The organism is Pseudomonas sp. B21-012, from assembly GCF_024749305.1.
GTDB lineage: Bacteria > Pseudomonadota > Gammaproteobacteria > Pseudomonadales > Pseudomonadaceae > Aquipseudomonas.
In genome coordinates this window covers 4,740,543-4,758,661 of record NZ_CP087197.1, presented here as the reverse complement: position 1 = coordinate 4,758,661, position 18,119 = coordinate 4,740,543, and the positions used below count along the sequence as shown (strand labels likewise).

At 63.4% G+C, this 18,119-nt stretch carries 15 protein-coding genes and 1 pseudogene; 7 read left to right on the top strand and 9 right to left on the bottom strand.

Annotation, left to right across the window (positions count from 1 at the left end; all coding sequences use genetic code 11):
- Positions 1–191 precede the first annotated feature (191 nt).
- Positions 192–1,121, bottom strand: coding sequence for an AraC family transcriptional regulator (locus tag LOY37_RS21685; protein WP_258715693.1), 930 nt, complete (start codon positions 1,119–1,121; stop codon positions 192–194).
- 203 nt (positions 1,122–1,324) lie between these two features.
- Between LOY37_RS21685 and LOY37_RS21680 the strand changes: the two genes are divergently transcribed.
- Positions 1,325–1,633 (top strand): antibiotic biosynthesis monooxygenase family protein, encoded by a 309-nt coding sequence (locus LOY37_RS21680; protein ID WP_045197535.1) that lies wholly within the window; start codon positions 1,325–1,327, stop codon positions 1,631–1,633.
- Between the two features lie 38 nt (positions 1,634–1,671).
- Positions 1,672–1,914: a hypothetical protein gene (locus tag LOY37_RS21675; RefSeq protein ID WP_213603373.1), complete on the top strand. Its 243-nt coding sequence runs from the start codon at positions 1,672–1,674 to the stop codon at positions 1,912–1,914.
- Here the strand turns inward: LOY37_RS21675 and LOY37_RS21670 are convergent.
- Positions 1,904–2,515 carry a flavin reductase family protein gene (locus tag LOY37_RS21670; RefSeq protein ID WP_258715692.1) on the bottom strand — a complete coding sequence of 204 codons (612 nt, stop codon included), beginning with the start codon at positions 2,513–2,515 and terminating at the stop codon, positions 1,904–1,906. The two genes, LOY37_RS21675 and LOY37_RS21670, sit on opposite strands and share 11 nt — an antisense overlap.
- A 116-nt stretch (positions 2,516–2,631) precedes the next feature.
- A pseudogene (locus tag LOY37_RS21665) lies at positions 2,632–2,877 on the bottom strand (hypothetical protein); the annotation flags it as partial.
- Positions 2,878–3,199: 322 nt separating this feature from the next.
- Between LOY37_RS21665 and LOY37_RS21660 the strand changes: the two are divergent.
- The gene (locus tag LOY37_RS21660; protein WP_045197544.1) at positions 3,200–3,955 is read left to right on the top strand and encodes a membrane protein; all 756 of its coding nucleotides are present in this window, start codon (positions 3,200–3,202) and stop codon (positions 3,953–3,955) included.
- A 69-nt stretch (positions 3,956–4,024) separates the two neighbouring features.
- Here LOY37_RS21660 and LOY37_RS21655 read toward each other — a convergent pair whose 3' ends face one another.
- The 4 genes from LOY37_RS21655 to bglX form a co-directional block, all read right to left on the bottom strand.
- The gene (locus tag LOY37_RS21655; protein ID WP_045197546.1) at positions 4,025–5,344 is read right to left on the bottom strand and encodes an MFS transporter; all 1,320 of its coding nucleotides are present in this window, start codon (positions 5,342–5,344) and stop codon (positions 4,025–4,027) included.
- Positions 5,345–5,528: 184 nt separating this feature from the next.
- A complete protein-coding gene (locus LOY37_RS21650) occupies positions 5,529–6,863 on the bottom strand; it encodes a sigma-54 dependent transcriptional regulator (RefSeq protein ID WP_258715691.1) in 1,335 nt (444 codons plus the stop codon).
- The gene (locus LOY37_RS21645; RefSeq protein WP_093379981.1) at positions 6,857–8,614 is read right to left on the bottom strand and encodes an ATP-binding protein; all 1,758 of its coding nucleotides are present in this window, start codon (positions 8,612–8,614) and stop codon (positions 6,857–6,859) included. The genes LOY37_RS21650 and LOY37_RS21645 overlap by 7 nt, the downstream gene beginning before the upstream one ends.
- A gap of 60 nt (positions 8,615–8,674) precedes the next feature.
- Positions 8,675–10,966: a beta-glucosidase BglX gene (gene bglX / locus LOY37_RS21640; RefSeq protein WP_258715690.1), complete on the bottom strand. Its 2,292-nt coding sequence runs from the start codon at positions 10,964–10,966 to the stop codon at positions 8,675–8,677.
- Positions 10,967–11,148: 182 nt separating this feature from the next.
- Here bglX and LOY37_RS21635 point away from each other — a divergent pair, with 182 nt between their 5' ends.
- The 4 genes from LOY37_RS21635 to LOY37_RS21620 all read left to right on the top strand — a co-directional run bounded on the left by LOY37_RS21635 (position 11,149) and on the right by LOY37_RS21620 (position 14,459).
- Positions 11,149–11,751, top strand: coding sequence for a LemA family protein (locus tag LOY37_RS21635; RefSeq protein ID WP_045197554.1), 603 nt, complete (start codon positions 11,149–11,151; stop codon positions 11,749–11,751).
- Complete coding sequence (locus tag LOY37_RS21630) at positions 11,751–12,488, top strand: YgcG family protein (RefSeq protein ID WP_093379987.1); 738 nt, start codon at positions 11,751–11,753, stop codon at positions 12,486–12,488. The genes LOY37_RS21635 and LOY37_RS21630 overlap by 1 nt, the downstream gene beginning before the upstream one ends.
- A 26-nt stretch (positions 12,489–12,514) precedes the next feature.
- Positions 12,515–13,132 (top strand): TPM domain-containing protein, encoded by a 618-nt coding sequence (locus tag LOY37_RS21625; RefSeq protein ID WP_093379990.1) that lies wholly within the window; start codon positions 12,515–12,517, stop codon positions 13,130–13,132.
- A gap of 109 nt (positions 13,133–13,241) precedes the next feature.
- Entirely contained in the window at positions 13,242–14,459 is a 1,218-nt protein-coding gene (locus LOY37_RS21620) for an SAM-dependent methyltransferase (RefSeq protein WP_258715689.1), read from the top strand.
- A gap of 94 nt (positions 14,460–14,553) precedes the next feature.
- On the opposite strand, the gene LOY37_RS21615 is transcribed toward LOY37_RS21620, so the two are convergent.
- Together LOY37_RS21615 and LOY37_RS21610 are read right to left on the bottom strand one after the other, a co-directional pair.
- On the bottom strand, positions 14,554–15,447 hold the full coding sequence (locus LOY37_RS21615; RefSeq protein ID WP_045197562.1) for a DMT family transporter: 894 nt from the start codon (positions 15,445–15,447) through the stop codon (positions 14,554–14,556).
- A 95-nt stretch (positions 15,448–15,542) separates the two neighbouring features.
- Positions 15,543–18,098, bottom strand: coding sequence for a TonB-dependent hemoglobin/transferrin/lactoferrin family receptor (locus tag LOY37_RS21610; protein ID WP_404944405.1), 2,556 nt, complete (start codon positions 18,096–18,098; stop codon positions 15,543–15,545).
- Positions 18,099–18,119: the final 21 nt, after the last annotated feature.

The window sequence follows — 18,119 nt, the reverse complement described above, 5'->3', positions numbered from 1 at the left end:
GATTCGAGAGGCGCTCAATCAACTGTTCGGGCTCGGGCCAGAGTGGAGAGGTGAATGGCAGCTTTGCTCCCACACGTGCTTTAAGCACTACCGGCGTACAGCTTGCCATTCACCGCTCTCACTTCTGATTCTATTCCAACCTCAAGACACAAGCGGCGGTGCGGCGATCCGACTTGACCCGCGATAGTTATCTAGAGCGCGCTGCGCAACCTGGCCAGGTCGCGCACCGGCGGCGCCCCATACAAGCGGCTGTACTCGCGGCTGAACTGCGATGGGCTTTCATAGCCCACCCGATAACCCGCCACTGCCGCCTCCAGCCCGTCATTGAGCATCAGCCGCCGCGCTTCCTGCAGGCGCAGCTGCTTCTGGTACTGCAGCGGGCTCATGGACGTCACTGCCTTGAACCGGTGATGCAGGGTCGAAGTACTGAGGTTGACCTCGCGCGCCAGTTCGTCGATGCGCAATGGCCGATCAAAGTGCTGGTTGAGCCATTCGATGGCCTGGCACACCCGGTGGGTCTGGCTGTTGGCCATGGCAATTTCATACAGCCGGTAACCCTGCGGGCCTCGGAGCAGCCGATAGAGAATCTCGCGCTGGATCAGCGGTGCGAGGATCGGGATGTCCTTGGGTGAATCGAGCAAACGAATCAGCCGCAGCAACGCATCGAGCAACAGCGGATCGGTCCGTTCCACATACAGCCCGCGCCCCGACGGCAAGCTCGGTACGCCCAGCGGGCCGGCATCGGCCAGCAGGTTGTTGATCTGCGCCGGGTCGATGTTCAGGCGCACGCCCAGGCTGGGGTTTTCCGGGCTGGCCTCGAGCAGCACGCCGCTGATCGGTAGTGCCACCGACACCACCATGTAATGCAACGGGTCGTACATATAGCGCTCGTCGCCCAGGCACACCTCCTTGCTGCCATGGGCCAGGATGCACAGCGCAGGCTCCGCCAGGGCCGGCATGGAGCGCACGCTTTCTTCGTAGCGCACCAGAAACAGGTCTTCAACCGCCGACTCGACGCCAGCCTGGCGTGGCGCATGGCGCTGGATGAGATCGGCCAGCTCCTGGCGCTGGCCCTCCAGGGCAGGGTCGAGGATCAAGCGGTTGGGGTCGGTAGCGGACATGGGAGCGATTCCTCGGAGAACGACTGCAGGATAGGTTTGTGCAAGCCACGGCGCTAGTCGAAAGCTGCCGCCTGCTTGCCTGATCCTGCAAGGCGCGCAGGATCAGGCAAGCGCTCGACAGGAATCGCCTAACCGCCGCGCAGGCGCGTGGCCTAACCTGTGCAGCCTGGCAATTTCATCTGGCTGCACATGGAGAAACGCTCATGACCTCGGCACAATCGGTCACCCACCTTGCTTTTATCCGCGCCAGCAGTGGTCGTTCAGACGAACTGGGCGAGCGCCTGCGTGATCTGCTGGAACCCTCGCGCCAGGCCCCCGGCTGCCTGAAATTCAGCCTGCAACGCTCCCAGGCCGACGCCGACCTGTGGCTGCTCAGCGGCTTCTGGCGCGATCAGCAATCGATGAGTGGCTACTTCGCTTCACCGACCCTCGAGCTGTTCGGCGAGTTGGTACAGGCGCGGGTGGTCGACAGCCTCGACCTGCATACCTTCGGCGAACCATCTGCAGGTTAGAATGGCGGCTTTCGGCAATTGATGTGGATTCAAGGCACATGGCACGTAAAGAATTTTCCCAGTTCGAAGCAGTATCGGCAGCCGTACGCGGCGACGACGGTTACCACGCCGCCATCGCCGTCAAAGGCCTGGGCGCCTCTGGGGCGCCGCGCTTTCACAAGGTCTTGCTGGAGCAGACCTTCAAGACCGCATTGGCCGCTGATGAAGCAGCCTGCGCCGAACTTGAACGCCTGCAGGGCGTCGATGACGACGCCGAGCTGGTCTGGCAACTCAGCTGTTGACCTGCGGGCGGGCCATTTTGAACAGGTTGCCCAGCTCGAAGTAATCCGCCGGGCCGCCGCCACGCAGGATCGGCTGGCCCGCAGCGGTATCGTAGATACCGTCCTTGAGCAGGTGCTCGGCGATATGCACCGCCACCACTTCACCCAGCACCAGCCAGCTAGGCACCAGCGTCTGGTCGGCACTTTGCAGCTGGATGATCTGGGTCACCTTGCACTCGAACGACACCGGGCTTTCTTGCACCCGCGGCACCGCAATCACCTTTGACGCGACGGGCGTCAGCCCGCTCAGGGCGAACTCGTCGACCTGCGGCGCAACCGCAGCGCAGCTCTGGTTCATGGCCTCGGCCAGCGGCAAGGTGGCCAGGTTCCAGGCGAACTCGCCGGTCTGCTCGATGTTGTTCAGGCTGTCTTTACGCCCGACGCTGGAAAAACCAATGATCGGCGGAATGTAGTTGAAGGCGTTGAAGAAGCTGTAGGGCGCAAGGTTCAGGCGACCTTCGGCGTCCTGGGAGGAAATCCAGCCAATCGGGCGGGGGCCGACGATGGCATTGAACGGATCGTGGGGCAGGCCGTGGCCTTTTGCCGGTTCGTAGTAATACATCTGCGCTGGCCCGAAGGCCTTCCCTGTGAGTAAGCCTCTAGTGTGCCAAGGCTTGGCCTTGCTGAAAATGACTAAGCCCGGCCGAAGCCGGGCTGACTGCGTCGCAGCAGGGGTTAGCTGATGCGGTGGGCCTGGGTGCGATCGAAACCGTCTTCGGCAAATTTGGCGCCGCCAGTGCGATCGAAACCGTCTTCGGCAAATTTGGCCGCGCCGGTGCGATCGAAACCATCTTCTGCATAAGTGGCCGACTGGCTTTGCACGGCGCTGAAGTTGTGGCCGTTGGTGCGGTCGAAGCCATCTTCGGCGAATGCGTTGGCAGCCAGTACCGAGAAGGCCAGGGTCAGGATCAGTTTGCTTTTCATGGTCGTTGCTCCGAGGTGGTGAGGGGTTGTTTGTTTCTATGGGTTTAATGCTACGCCGATTAAATTGATTAAAAAGCGCAAAAAATAGCGTATAAAAATCGAATAACTAGATGTGTTTGGCGACAGTCCCGCCTTTATCGCGCACCTGTGGGAGCGGGCTTGACCCGCGATGCAGGCAACCCGATCTCCCATGGGTGAACAATGCCCCCCCAGGATTAATCAGTCGTTAAACCGGCCAAAACACTTTTTTCATCAGCCCACTACCGATTTTTCATCGGCGCTTGCGCAGTCTCTGCCGCACCTGACACTGGAGCGCTACCCGATGAATAAACTCCCCCAGATCACCTTGGCCTTCTGGGTCATGAAGATCTGCGCCACCACCCTCGGCGAGACCGCCGGCGACCTGCTTTCAATGACATTGAACGTGGGCTACGCCATGAGCTCGCTGATCCTGATCAGCGTGTTTCTCGCCACCCTGGTCACCCAACTGTTTTCCAGGGCCTACCACCCAGTGCTGTACTGGCTGGTAATCCTTTCCACCAGCACCGCCGGCACGACCATGTCCGACTTCATGGACCGCACGCTGGGTCTGGGCTACGCCACCGGCTCGGCGATCCTGATCGGCATTCTGTTGCTGACCTTTGCCCTCTGGCGCCTGAGCGGCAATCCGCTCAACGTCAATCACATCAAGACGCGCAAGGGCGAGCTGTTTTACTGGGTGGCGATCCTGTTCTCCAACACCCTGGGCACGGCGCTGGGCGACTACCTGGCAGACGATTCGGGCCTGGGCTTTGCCGGTGGCGCCTTGCTGATCGGCAGTGCCATCGGTTTGGTGGTGCTGGCCCGGTACTGGACCCGGCTGTCCGGCGTGGTGTTGTTCTGGATCGCCTTCGTGCTGACCCGGCCCTTTGGTGCGACTTTGGGCGACTTCCTCACCAAACCCCATGAAAAGGGCGGCCTGGACTTCGGCACGGTAGGCTCATCGGCGGTATTGGGCGGTATCTTGCTGGCGATGATCGGCCTGGCCTATTACTACAACAATCGCAATCAGCGCCAGGCACTGGCCGAGTTGTCCTGAACCGGGTCATGCAAAAAAGGGGCGTCCATTGCTGGACGCCCCTTTTCATTTACAGCGCAAAGTTGGCTGTCAGTCAGTGGTGATCCGCGAATGCTTGCGGGTGTCCTTCATGAACACATACACCAGCAACGAGCAGGCGATACAGGCAGTCACATACCAGTAGTAGCCGGTCTCCATGCCGATGCTCTTGAACCACAGCGCCACGTATTCAGCGGTACCGCCGAAGATCGACACGGTCAGGGCGTACGGCAGGCCAACGCCCAGGGCGCGGATTTCGGTCGGGAACAGCTCGGCTTTGACCACGGCGTTGATCGAGGTGTAGCCGCTGACGATGATCAGCGCCGCCATGATCAGGAAGAACGCGCCCCACCAGGTTTCGATGGTGTGCAGAGTGGTCAGGATCGGGACCGTGCACAGGGTGCCGAGCACGCCGAAGGCGATCAGGATCGGGCGTCGGCCGATCTTGTCGGAGAGGCTGCCGATGACCGGCTGCAGGCACATGAACAGGAACAGGGTGGCCGCCGAAATGGTGGTCGAGTCGGAGATGCTCATGCCCACCGTGTTCACCAGGTACTTCTGCATGTAGGTGGTGTAGGTGTAGAAGGCCAGGGTGCCGCCCATGGTCAGGCCGACCACGGTAGCCAGCTCTTTCGGATGGCGCATCAGGGTGCGCATCAGGCTTTCCTTGGACTTTTCCTTCTTGGTGAAGGAGGCGGTTTCTTCCATGCCGCGACGCAGGTACAGGGCAACCACCGCGCACAGTGCGCCGATCACGAAGGGTACGCGCCAGCCCCAGGCATACAGCTGCTCGGTGGTCAGGGTCTGCTGCAGGATGATCAGCACCGCCAGGGCGATGAGCTGGCCGGAGATCAGCGTCACGTACTGGAAGCTGGAGAAGAAGCCACGGCGTTCCTTGGTGGCCATCTCGCTGAGGTAGGTGGCGGAGGTGCCGTACTCACCGCCTACCGACAGGCCTTGCATCAGGCGGGCGATGACCAGCAGTACCGGTGCGGCGACGCCGATGGTTTCATAACCCGGGGTCAGGGCAATGACCAGCGAGCCTGCGCACATCAGCAGTACCGAGGCCATCAGTGCGGCCTTGCGGCCCTTGCGGTCGGCGTAGATACCCATCAGCCAGCCGCCGATCGGGCGCATCAAAAAGCCCACGGCGAAGATCGCAGCGGTGTTGAGCAACTGGGCAGTGGTGTCGCCAGCAGGGAAGAAGGCTTTGGCGAAGTACAGGGAAAACGCGGCGTAAACGTACCAGTCGTACCATTCGACCATGTTGCCGATCGAACCGCTGAAAATCGACTTGAGTCGGCTTCGGGTGGTTTTTTCCGCGGCGGGCGCAACGGCCGCCCCGGCGGGCAGGGTGGTGGAGTTATCCATCGAAGGGACCTTCATAGTTGTTTTTGTGGAGCGCGCCGAAACGCAGCCTGCCAGGGCTATAGCAGAAGCTGTGCCAGGTGCTGGAAGCCCGGTCTAGAAGGGTTGTATGGATGTGGTGAGCGGAAATCCGCCTATTCAAACGGGTGGATCGGCGAAAATCCGCTTATGTTGATCGGCGTTTCGATCAAGCAGGGCCGAGAAAATCTTCACGCAACAGGCCGTGGCGTTGCATCTTCTCGTTGAGGGTGCGCCGCGGCAGTTGCAGCTCTTCCATGACCGCCTTGATCTCGCCCTTGTGCCGGCTCAAGGCGGCGCGCAGGCACTGGGCCTCGAAGGCCTCCTGCTGGGCGGCCAGCGACTGCCCGGCTTCGAGGGGCGCCGCTGTCGGTTCGCCCAGCCCCAGGGCATGGCGTTCGGCGGCGTTGGCCAGTTCACGGACGTTGCCCGGCCAGTCGTGCCCCAGCAGCTTGCCCAGGTGCGCCCCACTGAGTAGCGGCGCACTGCGGTCAACGCGCTCGGCGGCCAGGCGGGCGAAGTGGTTGAACAGCAGCGGAATGTCTTCACGGCGCTCGCGCAACGGCGCCAGGCGCAATTCGGCGACGTTCAGGCGGTACGCGAGGTCTTCGCGAAAGCGTCCGGCGCGGGCCTCTTCGAGCAGGTCGGGCTTGGTTGCGGCGATGATCCGCAGGTCGACGCTGATGCTCTGGTTGGCGCCCAGGCGTTCGAGCTTCTGCTCCTGCAGCACGCGCAGCAGCTTGGCCTGCTGGGCCAGCGGCATGCTTTCGATTTCGTCGAGGAACACCGTGCCGCCGTTGGCGTATTCAAGCTTGCCGATGCGCTTGCCCTGGGCGCCGGTGAAGGCGCCGCTTTCATGGCCGAACAGCTCGGCTTCGAACAGCTGCTCGGGGATTGCCGCGCAGTTGAGGGCAACGAAAGGCTTGCCGGCGCGCGGGCCGAAGTCGTGCAGGCAGCGTGCGACCTGCTCCTTGCCGCTGCCGGTTTCGCCGCGAATCAGCACATTGACCGGCAGGCTGGCGAGGTCCAGCACCTGCTTGCGCAACTGCTGCATGCCCTGGGACACACCCAGCAGGTTCGCCTCCAGGCGCACCTTGAAATCGGCCTGCTCATGCAGGCGGCGGTTCTCCAGCACCAGCTGGCGTTTTTCCAGGGCGCGGCGCAGGCTGCCGAGCAGGGCTTCGGGGCTGAAGGGTTTTTCCAGAAAGTCGTAGGCGCCGTTGCGCATGGCCTCGACCGCCATCGGCACATCGCCATGCCCGGTGAGCAGAATCACCGGCAGGTCGGCATCGCTGGCCTGCAGCTGTTCAAGCAACTGCAGGCCGTCCATACCGGGCATGCGCACGTCACTGAGGATCACCCCGGGGAAGTGCCCGGGCAGTTGCTCAAGGCAGTCTTCGGCGCGGCTGAACAGTTGCACGTTGAAGCCCGACAGGCTCAGCCACTGCTCTACGGCGGTGCGGATGCTGGCTTCATCGTCGACGACCATTACTGAGTTCAACATGCAGGTTCCGGGTCCATAGGCAGGGTCAGGCTGAAACGGGCGCCGCCGGGCTGGTTTTCAACCTGCAGGCGGCCACCGGCTTCGTGAATGATGCCATAGGAAATCGCCAGGCCCAGGCCCAATCCTTCGCCCACCGGCTTGGTGGTGAAGAACGGGTCGAAGACACTGCCCAGGTGTTCGGCGGGGATACCGCCACCGCTGTCGAGCACGCTCAGGCGCCAGTGCTCCTGCTCGGCATCGATGCGCACCTCAAGGCGTTTGTAGCTCTTTTCGGCCATGGCATCCAGGGCGTTGCGCAGCAGGTTGATCAGCACCTGCTCAAGGCGGATCGCATCGCCGCGCACCCAGGCCGGGCGGGCCAGGTACAGGGCGACGCTGACGTCTTCGGCGCGGATCCGCGCATCGAGCAACTGCAGCGCCTGGTCGACCACAGTGGCCAGGTCCAGGCGTTCGCGCAGGCCGCTGGGGCTGTTGCGGGCGAAGGTCTTCAGGTGCCCGGTGAGCGCCGCCATGCGCGTCAGCATCTGCTCCAGCGGCTCCAGGGCCTGGCGCGCTTCGTCCAGGCGCTGGTTGTCGAGCAGCAGGCGCAGGGTTGCCAGTTGCATGCGCTGGGTGGTCAAGGGTTGGTTGATTTCGTGGGCCAGGGCCGCCGACATCTGCCCCAGCGCCGCCAGTTTGGCCGATTGCACCAGGCCTTCCTGGGCGGTGCGCAGGTCGCGGGTGCGGGCCTCGACCAGGCGTTCGAGCTCTTCGCGACTGCGCTGGCGCAAGCGCGCCAGGCGCAGGCGTTGGCTGATGAACAACAGGGCGAACACCAGGCTTAGCCACACGGCAGCGGCGGCCAGCGCGGCGTTGCGCCCGTCATCGCTGACCTGCGGCTTGCGCAGCAGGTGCAGGGTCCAGCCTTCGGCCTCCAGCGGCAGGCTTTCCCACAGGTAATCGGTGCTGCCCTCGGGGCCCTGCACGCGCATCAGGTGGCTGTTGGCGTCGAAGCTGCTGAGGATATGGTGCTGCAATGGCACCAGCGGTTGCTTGTCGTACTGGCGGGTAGCGGCCAGTTCCGCGCGGTCGGCGCTGCTTAATGGTTGCAGTTCGCGGTAGCGCCAGCCGTCCTGGTTGGCGATGAAGATGATCCCGCGGGCGTCGCTGACCAGGAGGATATCGCTGCCCTGGCGCCATTCGCGCTCAAGCTCGGGGAACTCCAGCTTGACCACCATGGCGCCGAGGAAGCGGCTGTTTTCATCATGCACGGCACTGGACAAAAAATACCCCGGCACGCCGCTGGTCACGCCCACCGCGTAGAAGCGGCCGCTGCCCTGGCTGCGGGTCTGCTTGAAGTACGGGCGAAAGCCATAGTTGGAGCCGACATAGGTGCTGGGCAGGCGCCAGTTGCTGGCGGCCACGGCCAGGCCGGTGCGGTCGAGCAGCTCCAGGGTCGAGGAATTGGCCGCGCCGTTGATGCGTTCCAGTTTGCGGTTCAGGGCGTCCTGCACCGGGCCTGCGACTGGCCCGCGCAAGGCGCTGATCAGTTCCGGGTCGAGTGCCAGCACGGCGGGCAAGGCGCGGTAGCGCTCGATCAGGGTGTGCAGCGACGTGGCATACAGCCCCAGTTGCTCATTGGCCCGGCGGGCATCCTCGACCATCGACTGGCGCTTGGCATGGTGCATGGCCCAGCCTGCGGTCAGCAGGGTACCGGCAAGGATGAAGAACAGAATCAGGCCCAGACGCAGGGCGCGAAAGGAAGAAGGCATGGTGCAAGTCCCGGCAGTGGGGAAGGCCTCCTGGCCTTCCCTTGAAGCATGGCAACGTTGTTACAGCAGCTCGAAGCTCTGTTGTTGCACGGCCTGCGAATCGAGGCCGACCTGGACCCGGAACTCGCCCGGTTCCGCCGCCCATTGCAGCTGGCCGTTGTAGAACTTCAGGTCGTCGGCTTTGATGGTGAAGCGCAGGGTGCGTTCTTCGCCAGCCTTGAGCATGACTTTCTGGAAGTTCTTCAGCTCCTTGACCGGGCGGCTCATGGACGCGGTGACGTCCTGCAGGTACAGCTGCACCACGGTTTCGCCATCACGCTTGCCGGTGTTCTTGACCACGATGCTGGCTTCCAGGTCCTGGCCCTGTTTGACCGTCTTGCTCGACAGCGTCAGGTTCGCCAGGCTGAAGTCGCTGTAGCTCAGGCCGTAGCCGAAGGGGTACAGCGGGCCGTTTGGCTCTTCAAAGTACTGCGAGGTGTAGTTGCCTGGCTTGCCTGGGGTGAACGGGCGTCCGATGCTCAGGTGGTTGTAGTACATCGGGATCTGCCCGACCGAGCGCGGGAAGGTGATCGCCAGCTTGCCCGACGGGTTGTAGTCGCCGAACAGCACGTCGGCAATGGCGTTGCCGCCTTCGGTGCCGCTGAACCAGGTTTCCAGAATCGCATCGGCCTGCTCGCGTTCCCAGGCCAGCGACAGCGGCCGGCCGTTCATCAGCACCAGCACCAGCGGTTTGCCGGTGGCTTTCAGGGCCTTGATCAGCTCGCGCTGGGCGGCGGGGATTTCCAGGGTGGTGCGGCTGGACGATTCGTGGGACATGCCACGGGACTCGCCCACCACCGCCACCACCACGTCGGACTGCCTGGCAGCCTTGACCGCTTCATCGATCAGCACCGCGGCAGGGCGCGGGTCGTCGATGATTTCCGGGGCATCGAAGTTGAGGAAGTTCAGGTAGTCGAGGATGGCCTTGTCGTGGGTGACGTTGGAGCCTTTGGCGTAGATCACCTTGGCCTTGTCACCGAGCGCCTGGCGCATGCCTTCGCGCACAGTGATCGATTGCTGCGGGCGGCCGGCGGCGGCCCAGCTGCCCATCATGTCGATCGGGGCATCGGCCAGCGGGCCGACCAGGGCGATGGTGCCGGCTTTTGCCAGCGGCAGGGTCTGCTGGCGGTTTTCCAGCAAGACCAGGCTGCGGCGCGCGACGTCACGGGCCTCGGCGCGGTGCAGGCGGCTGTCGGCATAGGTGTCGGCCGGGTCGTCACTGGCCTTGCCGATGCGTCGGTACGGATCTTCGAACAGGCCCATGTCGTACTTGGCGCCGAGCACTTCGCGCACGGCGTTGTCGATATCGGCCTGCTGGATTTCACCGGCCTTGAGCAGGCTGGCCAGCTCTTCGCCGTACAGCGAGTCGTTCATGCTCAGGTCGATGCCGGCCTTGATCGCCAGCTTGGCGGCTTCGCGGCCATCGCGGGCGACACCGTGACGCACCAGCTCGGTGATCGCCCCGTGGTCGCTGACGGTCACGCCTTTGAAGCCCCAGTCCTTGCGCAGCAGGTCGTTCATCAACCAGGTGTTGGAGGTCGCCGGTACGCCGTTGATCGAGTTCAGCGCCACCATGACCCCGCCGGCGCCGGCATCGATGGCGGAGCGGTAGGGTGGCAGGTAGTCGTTGAACATCTTGGTCGGGCTCATGTCGACCGTGTTGTAGTCGCGCCCGCCTTCCACCGCGCCGTACAGGGCGAAGTGCTTGACCGCGGCCATCAGGCTGGTTGCCGCTGCCGGGCTCGGGCCCTGGAAGGATTCGACCATCACCTTGGAGATGCGTGAAACCAGGTAGGTGTCTTCGCCGAAGCCTTCACTGGTACGGCCCCAGCGCGGGTCGCGGGCGATGTCGACCATCGGTGCGAAGGTCATGTCGATGCCGTCGGAGGCGGCCTCGGCGGCGGACACCCGGCCAACCTTGGCGATTGCTTCCATGTCCCAGCTGGCGGCCAGGCCCAGGCTGATCGGGAAGATCGTGCGGTGGCCGTGGATCACGTCGTAGGCGAAGAACATCGGGATTTTCAGCCGGCTCTTGGCGGCGGCGTCCTGCATCGGCCGGTTTTCTGCGCGGGTGATCGAGTTGAAGGTGCCACCGATGCGGCCGGCGGCGATTTCCTTGCGGATCATCTCGCGGGGCATTTCCGGGCCGATGCTGATTAGGCGCAACTGGCCGATCTTTTCATCCAGGGTCATCTGCTTGATCAGGTTGGCGATGAACGCCTGCTTGTCCTGCAGCGGGGCGGCAGAGGTGTCGGCAAAGGCCGATTGACTGGCCAGGCTGACAACCAGACCCAGCAAACACAGCTTGTTCATGAATTCTGTTCTCAAGGCTTGCGGCAGTATTCACGGTGATACTGCCCAGCCGAAGTTGGGGAAGCGGCTATTGTTGTAGTTTGCTGGGGCATCTTTTAGCCGATTGGGCGATCCCGATCCAGCGGCGACGACGGATTATGCCTCAAGTCCCGTGAATCACGGCGATCAAGGAGCGTAGCGACATGCAGGTAATTCAATTCAAGGGCGTACGCCTGTGGCTGCTGCTGATGCTTGGCAGCCTGCTGGCCGGTTGCGGGATCAACAACATCCCCAACTACGACGAGCAGGTAAAGGCCGCCTGGGCTCAGGTGCAGAACCAGTACCAGCGCCGCGCCGACCTGATTCCCAACCTGGTCGAAACGGTCAAAGGCTACGCCAGGCAGGAGCAGGAAACCCTGACCGCGGTCATAGAAGCCCGGGCCAAGGCGACCTCGATCCAGGTCGATGCCAGTACGCTGGACGATCCACAAAAGTTGCAACAATTTCAGCAGGCGCAGTCGCAGCTGACCGGGGCTTTGAGCCGCTTGATGGTGGTGTCCGAGCGTTACCCGGACCTCAAGTCGAACCAGAACTTCCTGGCCTTGCAGTCGCAACTGGAAGGCACCGAGAACCGCATCGCCGTGGCGCGCAAGGATTTCATCGCCGCCGTGCAGCGCTACAACACCGAGATTCGCACCTTTCCCGGGCGCCTCTGGCACAGCGTAATGTACAGCGACCTGCCGATCCGCGAGAACTTCGAGGCCACCAGCGCCGATGCCGAAAAAGCGCCTGAAGTGAAATTCTGATGCGCCTGTTCAAGCTTGCGCTGCTGCTAGCGCTGCTGATCGCTACGCCGCTGCGCGCCGAGCTCAGCTTCCCGGCGCTGAGCGGGCGGGTGGTGGACAACGCCGGCCTGCTCGACGGTGCCAGCCGCAGCCAGCTCGACAACATGCTCAAGGCCCATGAGCAGGGCACCGGCGAACAGGTCGTGGTGGTGACCCTGGCCGACCTGCAGGGGCAGAGCATCGAAGACTACGGCTACCAGCTCGGCCGTCACTGGGGCATTGGCCAGAAAGGCAAGGACAACGGCGCGCTGTTGATCGTCGCCCCCCAGGAGCGCAAGCTGCGCATCGAAGTCGGCTATGGCCTGGAAGAGCGCCTGACCGATGCGCAGTCGTCGGTGATCATCAACCGCATCATCACCCCGGCGTTTCGTCGTGGCGAGTACAGTCAGGGCATCGTCCAGGGCACGGCGGCGATACTCCAGGTGCTGGGCGGCAACCCCTTGGCCGAGCCTTCGCGGGCGCTGGGCAACGATGGTCAGGACGGTGCGCCGGCCTGGGGCATCGGATTGTTCATCCTGCTGATCCTGGTGGTGTTCGCCCTGCAGTCGCTGGGCCTTGGCGGCAGCGGGCGCGGCGGCATGGGTGGCGGTTTCGGCGGCGGCTACGGCGGCGGCGGTTTTGGCGGCGGCGGTGGCGGAGGGGGCTTCAGTGGTGGCGGGGGCAGCTTCGGCGGCGGTGGATCGTCGGGGGGCTGGTAAATGAACAACAACGAGTAGCGCAGCCCATGACTTTGCTCACTGAACAACAACAGCGCCAGGTCGCTGAAGCCATTGCCCGGGTCGAGCGGCATACTGATGCCGAACTGGTCACGGTGCTGGCCAGCCGCGCCGACGACTATGCCTATATCCCCTTGCTGTGGGCCAGCCTGCTGGCTCTGGTGGTGCCGGGCGTCGTCCATTACCTCAGCGGCTGGATGAGCGTGCACAGTTTGCTGATCGTGCAGTGGCTGACCTTTATTGCCTTGTGCCTGCTGTTTCGCATCCCGTCGCTGACCACCCGCCTGATTCCGCGCTCGGTGCGCCACTGGCGCGCGGCGAACCTGGCCCGCCGGCAGTTTCTCGAGCAGAACTTGCACCACACCGTGGGTGGCACCGGCATGCTGATCTTTGTCAGCGAGGCCGAGCGCTATGTCGAGATCCTCGTCGATGAAGGCATCTCCCGGCACCTGGACAACAAGGTCTGGGACGCGATCGTCAAGCGCTTTACCGCACAGGTGCGCCAGGGCCAGACACTGCAGGGGTTCGTCAGTTGCATCGAGGCCTGCGGCGAGCTGCTGCGCACCCATGTGCCGCAGACTCACGAGCGCAACGAGCTGCCCAACCGCCTGGTGGTGCTCGGTTAGCCGCGGCGACATCGGTCGACAAAAGCTGTGCAGGGAAAGCGCATCCACGTAAAATTCCCGGCACTGCGCATCCCTGCGCCCCCTCCGCAACCCGAGGCAGCCTTTCCCGATGTCCGATTCCCCCACCGCCCAGGCCGCGCCGGATGCGCGTGCGCAGTTTCTGAGCCTGCTCGCCACCAGCCTGGAACAGAACGCCCTGATCAAGCTGGTGCTGGCGCGCCATGTCGGCAACGAAGAAACCCTGCAGCGCATCATCGCCAAGCCGCTGACGGTCAAGGGCCAGGCTTGCGTGTCGTTTGTCTACCGTTACAAGACCCGCGACATCACCCGCAACCTGGGCAACGATGAAGCCCTGGCGCTGGTCGATGAGCTGCTGCCGGCGTCGTTTCGCAACGCCCATCTGCTCAGCCTCAGCGACGAAGCGCAGCTGGAATTCAGCAAGAAGGGCAAGCCGATGCTCCATCGCAGCGCCGTGCAGCAGGCGCGCCAGGCGCCGGCCGGGGAGCATGACCGGGAGAAAAAGCGCTACCTGGAGCTGAGCCGGCCGTTCTTGCACGACCTGGGCGTGACCGACAAGCAGCAGGCGCTGATCCCGGCGATGTCGCGCAAGTGGAAGCAGATCAACAAGTTCATCGAAGTGTTTTCCCATGCCCTGAATTCGGCGCCGCTGGCCGCCGACCAGACGCTGCGGGTGGCCGACTTCGGCTCGGGCAAGGGCTACCTGACTTTCGCCATCCACGATTACCTGCGCAATACCCTGCAGCGCGAGGCGCAGGTTACCGGCGTCGAACTGCGCGCGGACATGGTCGAGCTGTGCAACGCCGCGGCCTCGCGCCTGGAGCACCCGGGCCTGGTGTTCGAATGCGGTGACGTGCGCAGTGTGGTGCCCAGCGCCATCGAGGTGATGATCGCCTTGCATGCCTGCGATATCGCCACCGATTACGCGATTCATACCGGCATTCGTTGCGGCGCGGCGATCATCATGTGCTCGCCGTGCTGCCACAAGCAGATCCGCCCGCAACTGCACAGCCCAGGCTTGCTCAAGCCGATGCTGCAGTACGGATTGCACCTGGGCCAGCAGGCCGAGATGCTCACCGACAGCTTGCGCGCCTTGTACCTGGAAGCCTGCGGTTACGAAACCAAGGTTTTCGAGTTCATTTCCCTGGAGCACACCAACAAGAACAAGATGATCCTGGCGGTCAAGCGCCAGGCACCGGTTGAGGCTTCAGCATTGATGGAGAAGATCCAGCAGCTCAAGGACTTCTACGGGGTCAAGGAGCATTGCCTGGAGACCTTGTTGCGCGCCGATGGCTTGATTCCTGCCTGAATCATCGCGGGGCAAGCCCGCTCCTACAAAGGCGGTGCACAGAGGCCAACTCTGGGAGCGGCGGTGCGACGCCTCGACTTGACCCGCGATCGCGTCAGCCCAGGCCCCGCACAGGCGCAGGCTGCACCCGGGTCTTGCGCCCCAGCACCACCGTGGCAATCACCCCGGCGGCAAACAGCCAGGTAATCGGCTCGACCTGCTCGCCAAAGAACAGCGCCGAAAAGGCGATGGTGAAGAAGATCTGCAGCAGCTGGATCTGGCTTACCCGGGCAATGCCGCCCAGGGCCAGCCCGGCGTACCAGGCAAAGAAGCCGATGAACTGCGAGAACAGCGACACATAGCCGAACGCCCACCAGGCCTTGGCACTTACCGGCCCCTGGTGCTGCAAGGCCAGGTAAATCACCGGCCCGAGCAACAGCGGCGCCGACAGCACCAGCGCCCAGCAGATCACCTGCCAACCGCCCATTTCCCGCGCCAGCCGGCCGCCTTCGGCATACCCCAGGCCGCCCACGGCAATCGCCGCGAGCATCAGCAGGTCGCCGGCCTGGATCTGCCCGGCACCCATGATCATCGCGTAGGCCAGCACCAGCGCACTGCCCAGCGCGGCGCAGGCCCAGAAGGCTTTCGATGGCCGCTCATGGGACAACCAGGCGGCGTACACCGCCACGCATAAAGGCTGCAGGCCGTTGACCAGTGCTCCGTGGGACGCCGGCACGCTTTGCATGGCCCAGGCCGAGAACACCGGAAAGCCGAGGATCACCCCCAGCGCTACCAGGCTCAGGCCCTTGATCTGCGCCCAGGTTGGCCATTTTTCCCGGCGCCAGAGCAGCAGCGCCGCAGCCGGGATCGCCGCCAGCAAGGCCCGCCCCAGGCCGTTGAGCAAGGGGTGTAGCTCCTGCACGACGATGCGCGTCATGGGCAGGGTCAGGCTGAAAATAATCACACCGAGAAGGCCAAGGGCCATCCCGGTGTTTTCGCGGCTGGACATACGGAGCGCCTGTGGCAGATAAGTGCTTTCATTGAGCCACAGGGCGGACGGATGATCTTGTTACAGTTGCTGACAAGTTCATCCGTACAGTTGCCTCAGAAGAAGCGGGTGATGCTGACCTTGGCGTTCCGGCCCTGGCTGTAGGCGTACTCGCCACTGAGCTCGGAGCGGTAGTCCTTGTTGAACAGGTTGTCCACCGTCAGGTTCACCTCGGTGCCTTTCAGGTAAGGCTGCTGCGGCTTCCAGTTGGCGAACAGGCCATGGATCTGATAGTCGTCGTTGGCATAGTGGTCGTAATAGCGATCACCCAGGGCGCTGGCCGGGCCTTCGCGGTAGTTGTCGCTCGGCAGGCGGTCGGTCTTGCGCACGAACTGCGCCTGCCAGCCGACCTTGGCGTCCCAGCTGGGGATCTTCACACCCAGGGTGGTGATCCATTTCGGTGCCGGAATGTCCTTGGCCCAGACGTCCGGCCCCCAAGGGTTGGTGTAGGCGCCTTCATGTCGGCCGGTCATCCACGAGTAGGACACCGAACCGAACAGGTAGGTCGAGTCGTAGAAGCTTTCGACCTCGAAGCCCTTGATGGTCACACCCTTGAGGTTGCGGTAGTTGGACATCAGGCCTTTACCGCAGGCGTCGGAGATGCTTTCGCCCTTGGCCAGCTGTGCTTCGCAGCCGATGCCGGTGGCCTTGAAGATCTCGTCCTTGATCTCGTTACGAAACAGCGTGGTGCGGATCTGCATGCTGTCGTCAGCGGTGAAGACGTTGGCAAAGTCGGTGACGTTACCGGCACGCAGGGCGGTGATGCGTTCCGGGTCGAGGTTGCGGCTGCTGGCGGTGCGGCTGCCGATGCCCTGGACTTCGTATTGCTCATCAAGCACCGGAGCGCGCCAGGTCTTGCTGTAGTCGGCAAAGAAGGCGGTGTTGGCGGTGGCTTTCCAGAACACTGACAGGCGTGGCGACCAACCGGTGTAGGTTTTTTCGCTGTAGTCGTGGCCATTCTCGGCAACGTTGTAGTACGGCGCCTGGTTCGGCTTGCCCTTGTTGGCAACATGGTCGTAGCGCAGCGACGGGGTGATGGTCACGTCACCGAGGGTGATGGCGTCCTGGATGAAATAGCCCTGGCTGTCGACGGTGCCGCTGGGCATGAAGTACGGCTGGTAGTGGCCGTTGTTGTACTTGGGAATCTCGTAGCTTTTGCCGGGCATCCACATCTGTGTGTCACGGTCGTGGTGGCGGATCTGAAAGCCGCTGGTGAAGGCGTGCTCCAGCGGGCCGGTGGTAAACAGGCTGGTGTTGCGCACATCGAGCATCTGGTCCTGGTATTCGGTGTCCATCTTGCGCCCGCCGGTGGACGGCTGGAAGAACGCCGTGGCATCGCGCTCGTCGGTCTGCTTGGTGTCGGACTCGGAGTATTTGACCTGCAGGTCGATCAGCGGGTTGTTCACCGGCTGGTACTTGTAGGTGGTCGACCAGGTGGTGTCGGTGGTCGTGCGATTGGCCAGGAAGCGCTTGAGGGCATCCTTGTAGCCGAACCTGTTGATGTCCGACTGGGTCGGCGGCGTCGGGTAGGCGGTGGAAGAGAACGGCGCCCAGCGCTCACTTTCCGAGCGCGACCAGGAGAAGCCCAGGCTGTGCTCGTCGGTAAAGTGCAGGTTGGCCTTGAGCAGCGCGCCGTCCAGGTCCAGGGCACTGTTGGGCAGGCGCTGGGGGTTGATCGGGTAGCGGCCCTCGGGGTCGGGCAGGGTACCGGCCAGTTTCATGTCATCGCCGTCACGCTTGGTCAGGTACACCAGGGCGTCCATGCGGCCATCGTCGGTGCGACCGAACAATGCCGAGCTGTAGACCTGCTGATGGTCGTTGCTGGCATAACCATACTTGAGCATGGCGCCGCTGTTGCGACCTTCCTGGAGCAGGTCGGGGGCGTCCTTGGTGGTCATGTTGACGCTGCCGCCGAAGCCGCCGTTGCCGGTGTAGATCGAGTGCGGGCCCTTTTCTACTTCGATGTTCTTGATCAGCTCCGGCTCGATGAAGATGGTGCCTTGCTGATAGCGCTCAAAGCCGCTCTTGGTCGCGCCGTCGACGGTCATCGGCACGTCTTCGGCATCGCCCAGGCCCCAGATGTTGATGGTCTGGCCGCCGGGCTTGGCCGAACCGCCCATGTTCACCCCGGGCAGGGTCGCGAGCACGCTGGGGATGTTGCTCGGCTGATAGCGGTCGATGTCTTCCTGGGTCAGGGTCGAGCGGCCGACGGTGCTCGGGTCGACCTGCTGGCCGTTACCCACCACACTCACCGCGCCAAGCTGGATGCTGTTGTCGGCGGTAGCATCGTTGTCTTCACGCAGGCGCACCACATAGGTGTTGCCGACCTTGACCAGGGCAAAGCGGCTGTTGTGCAGCAACTGGCTGATCGCTTCGAGCGGTTCGTAAGCACCTTGCAGGGCCGGGGCCTGGACGCTGTTGAGCAAGGATTCGTCAAACAGCAGCTGCAGCTTGGCCTGCTGCGCCAGCTGGCTTAGCGAGGTTGCCAGCGGCTGCGCCGGCAGGTTCAGTTGCACCGGTGCGGCCTGGGCCTGCAGGCTCAGGGCCAGGCACGCGGCCAGCAGCGAAGGACGAACAGACAACGGCTTGAAAGGAGCAAACGCACGCAAGATAAAACCCCCCAATACGGCAAC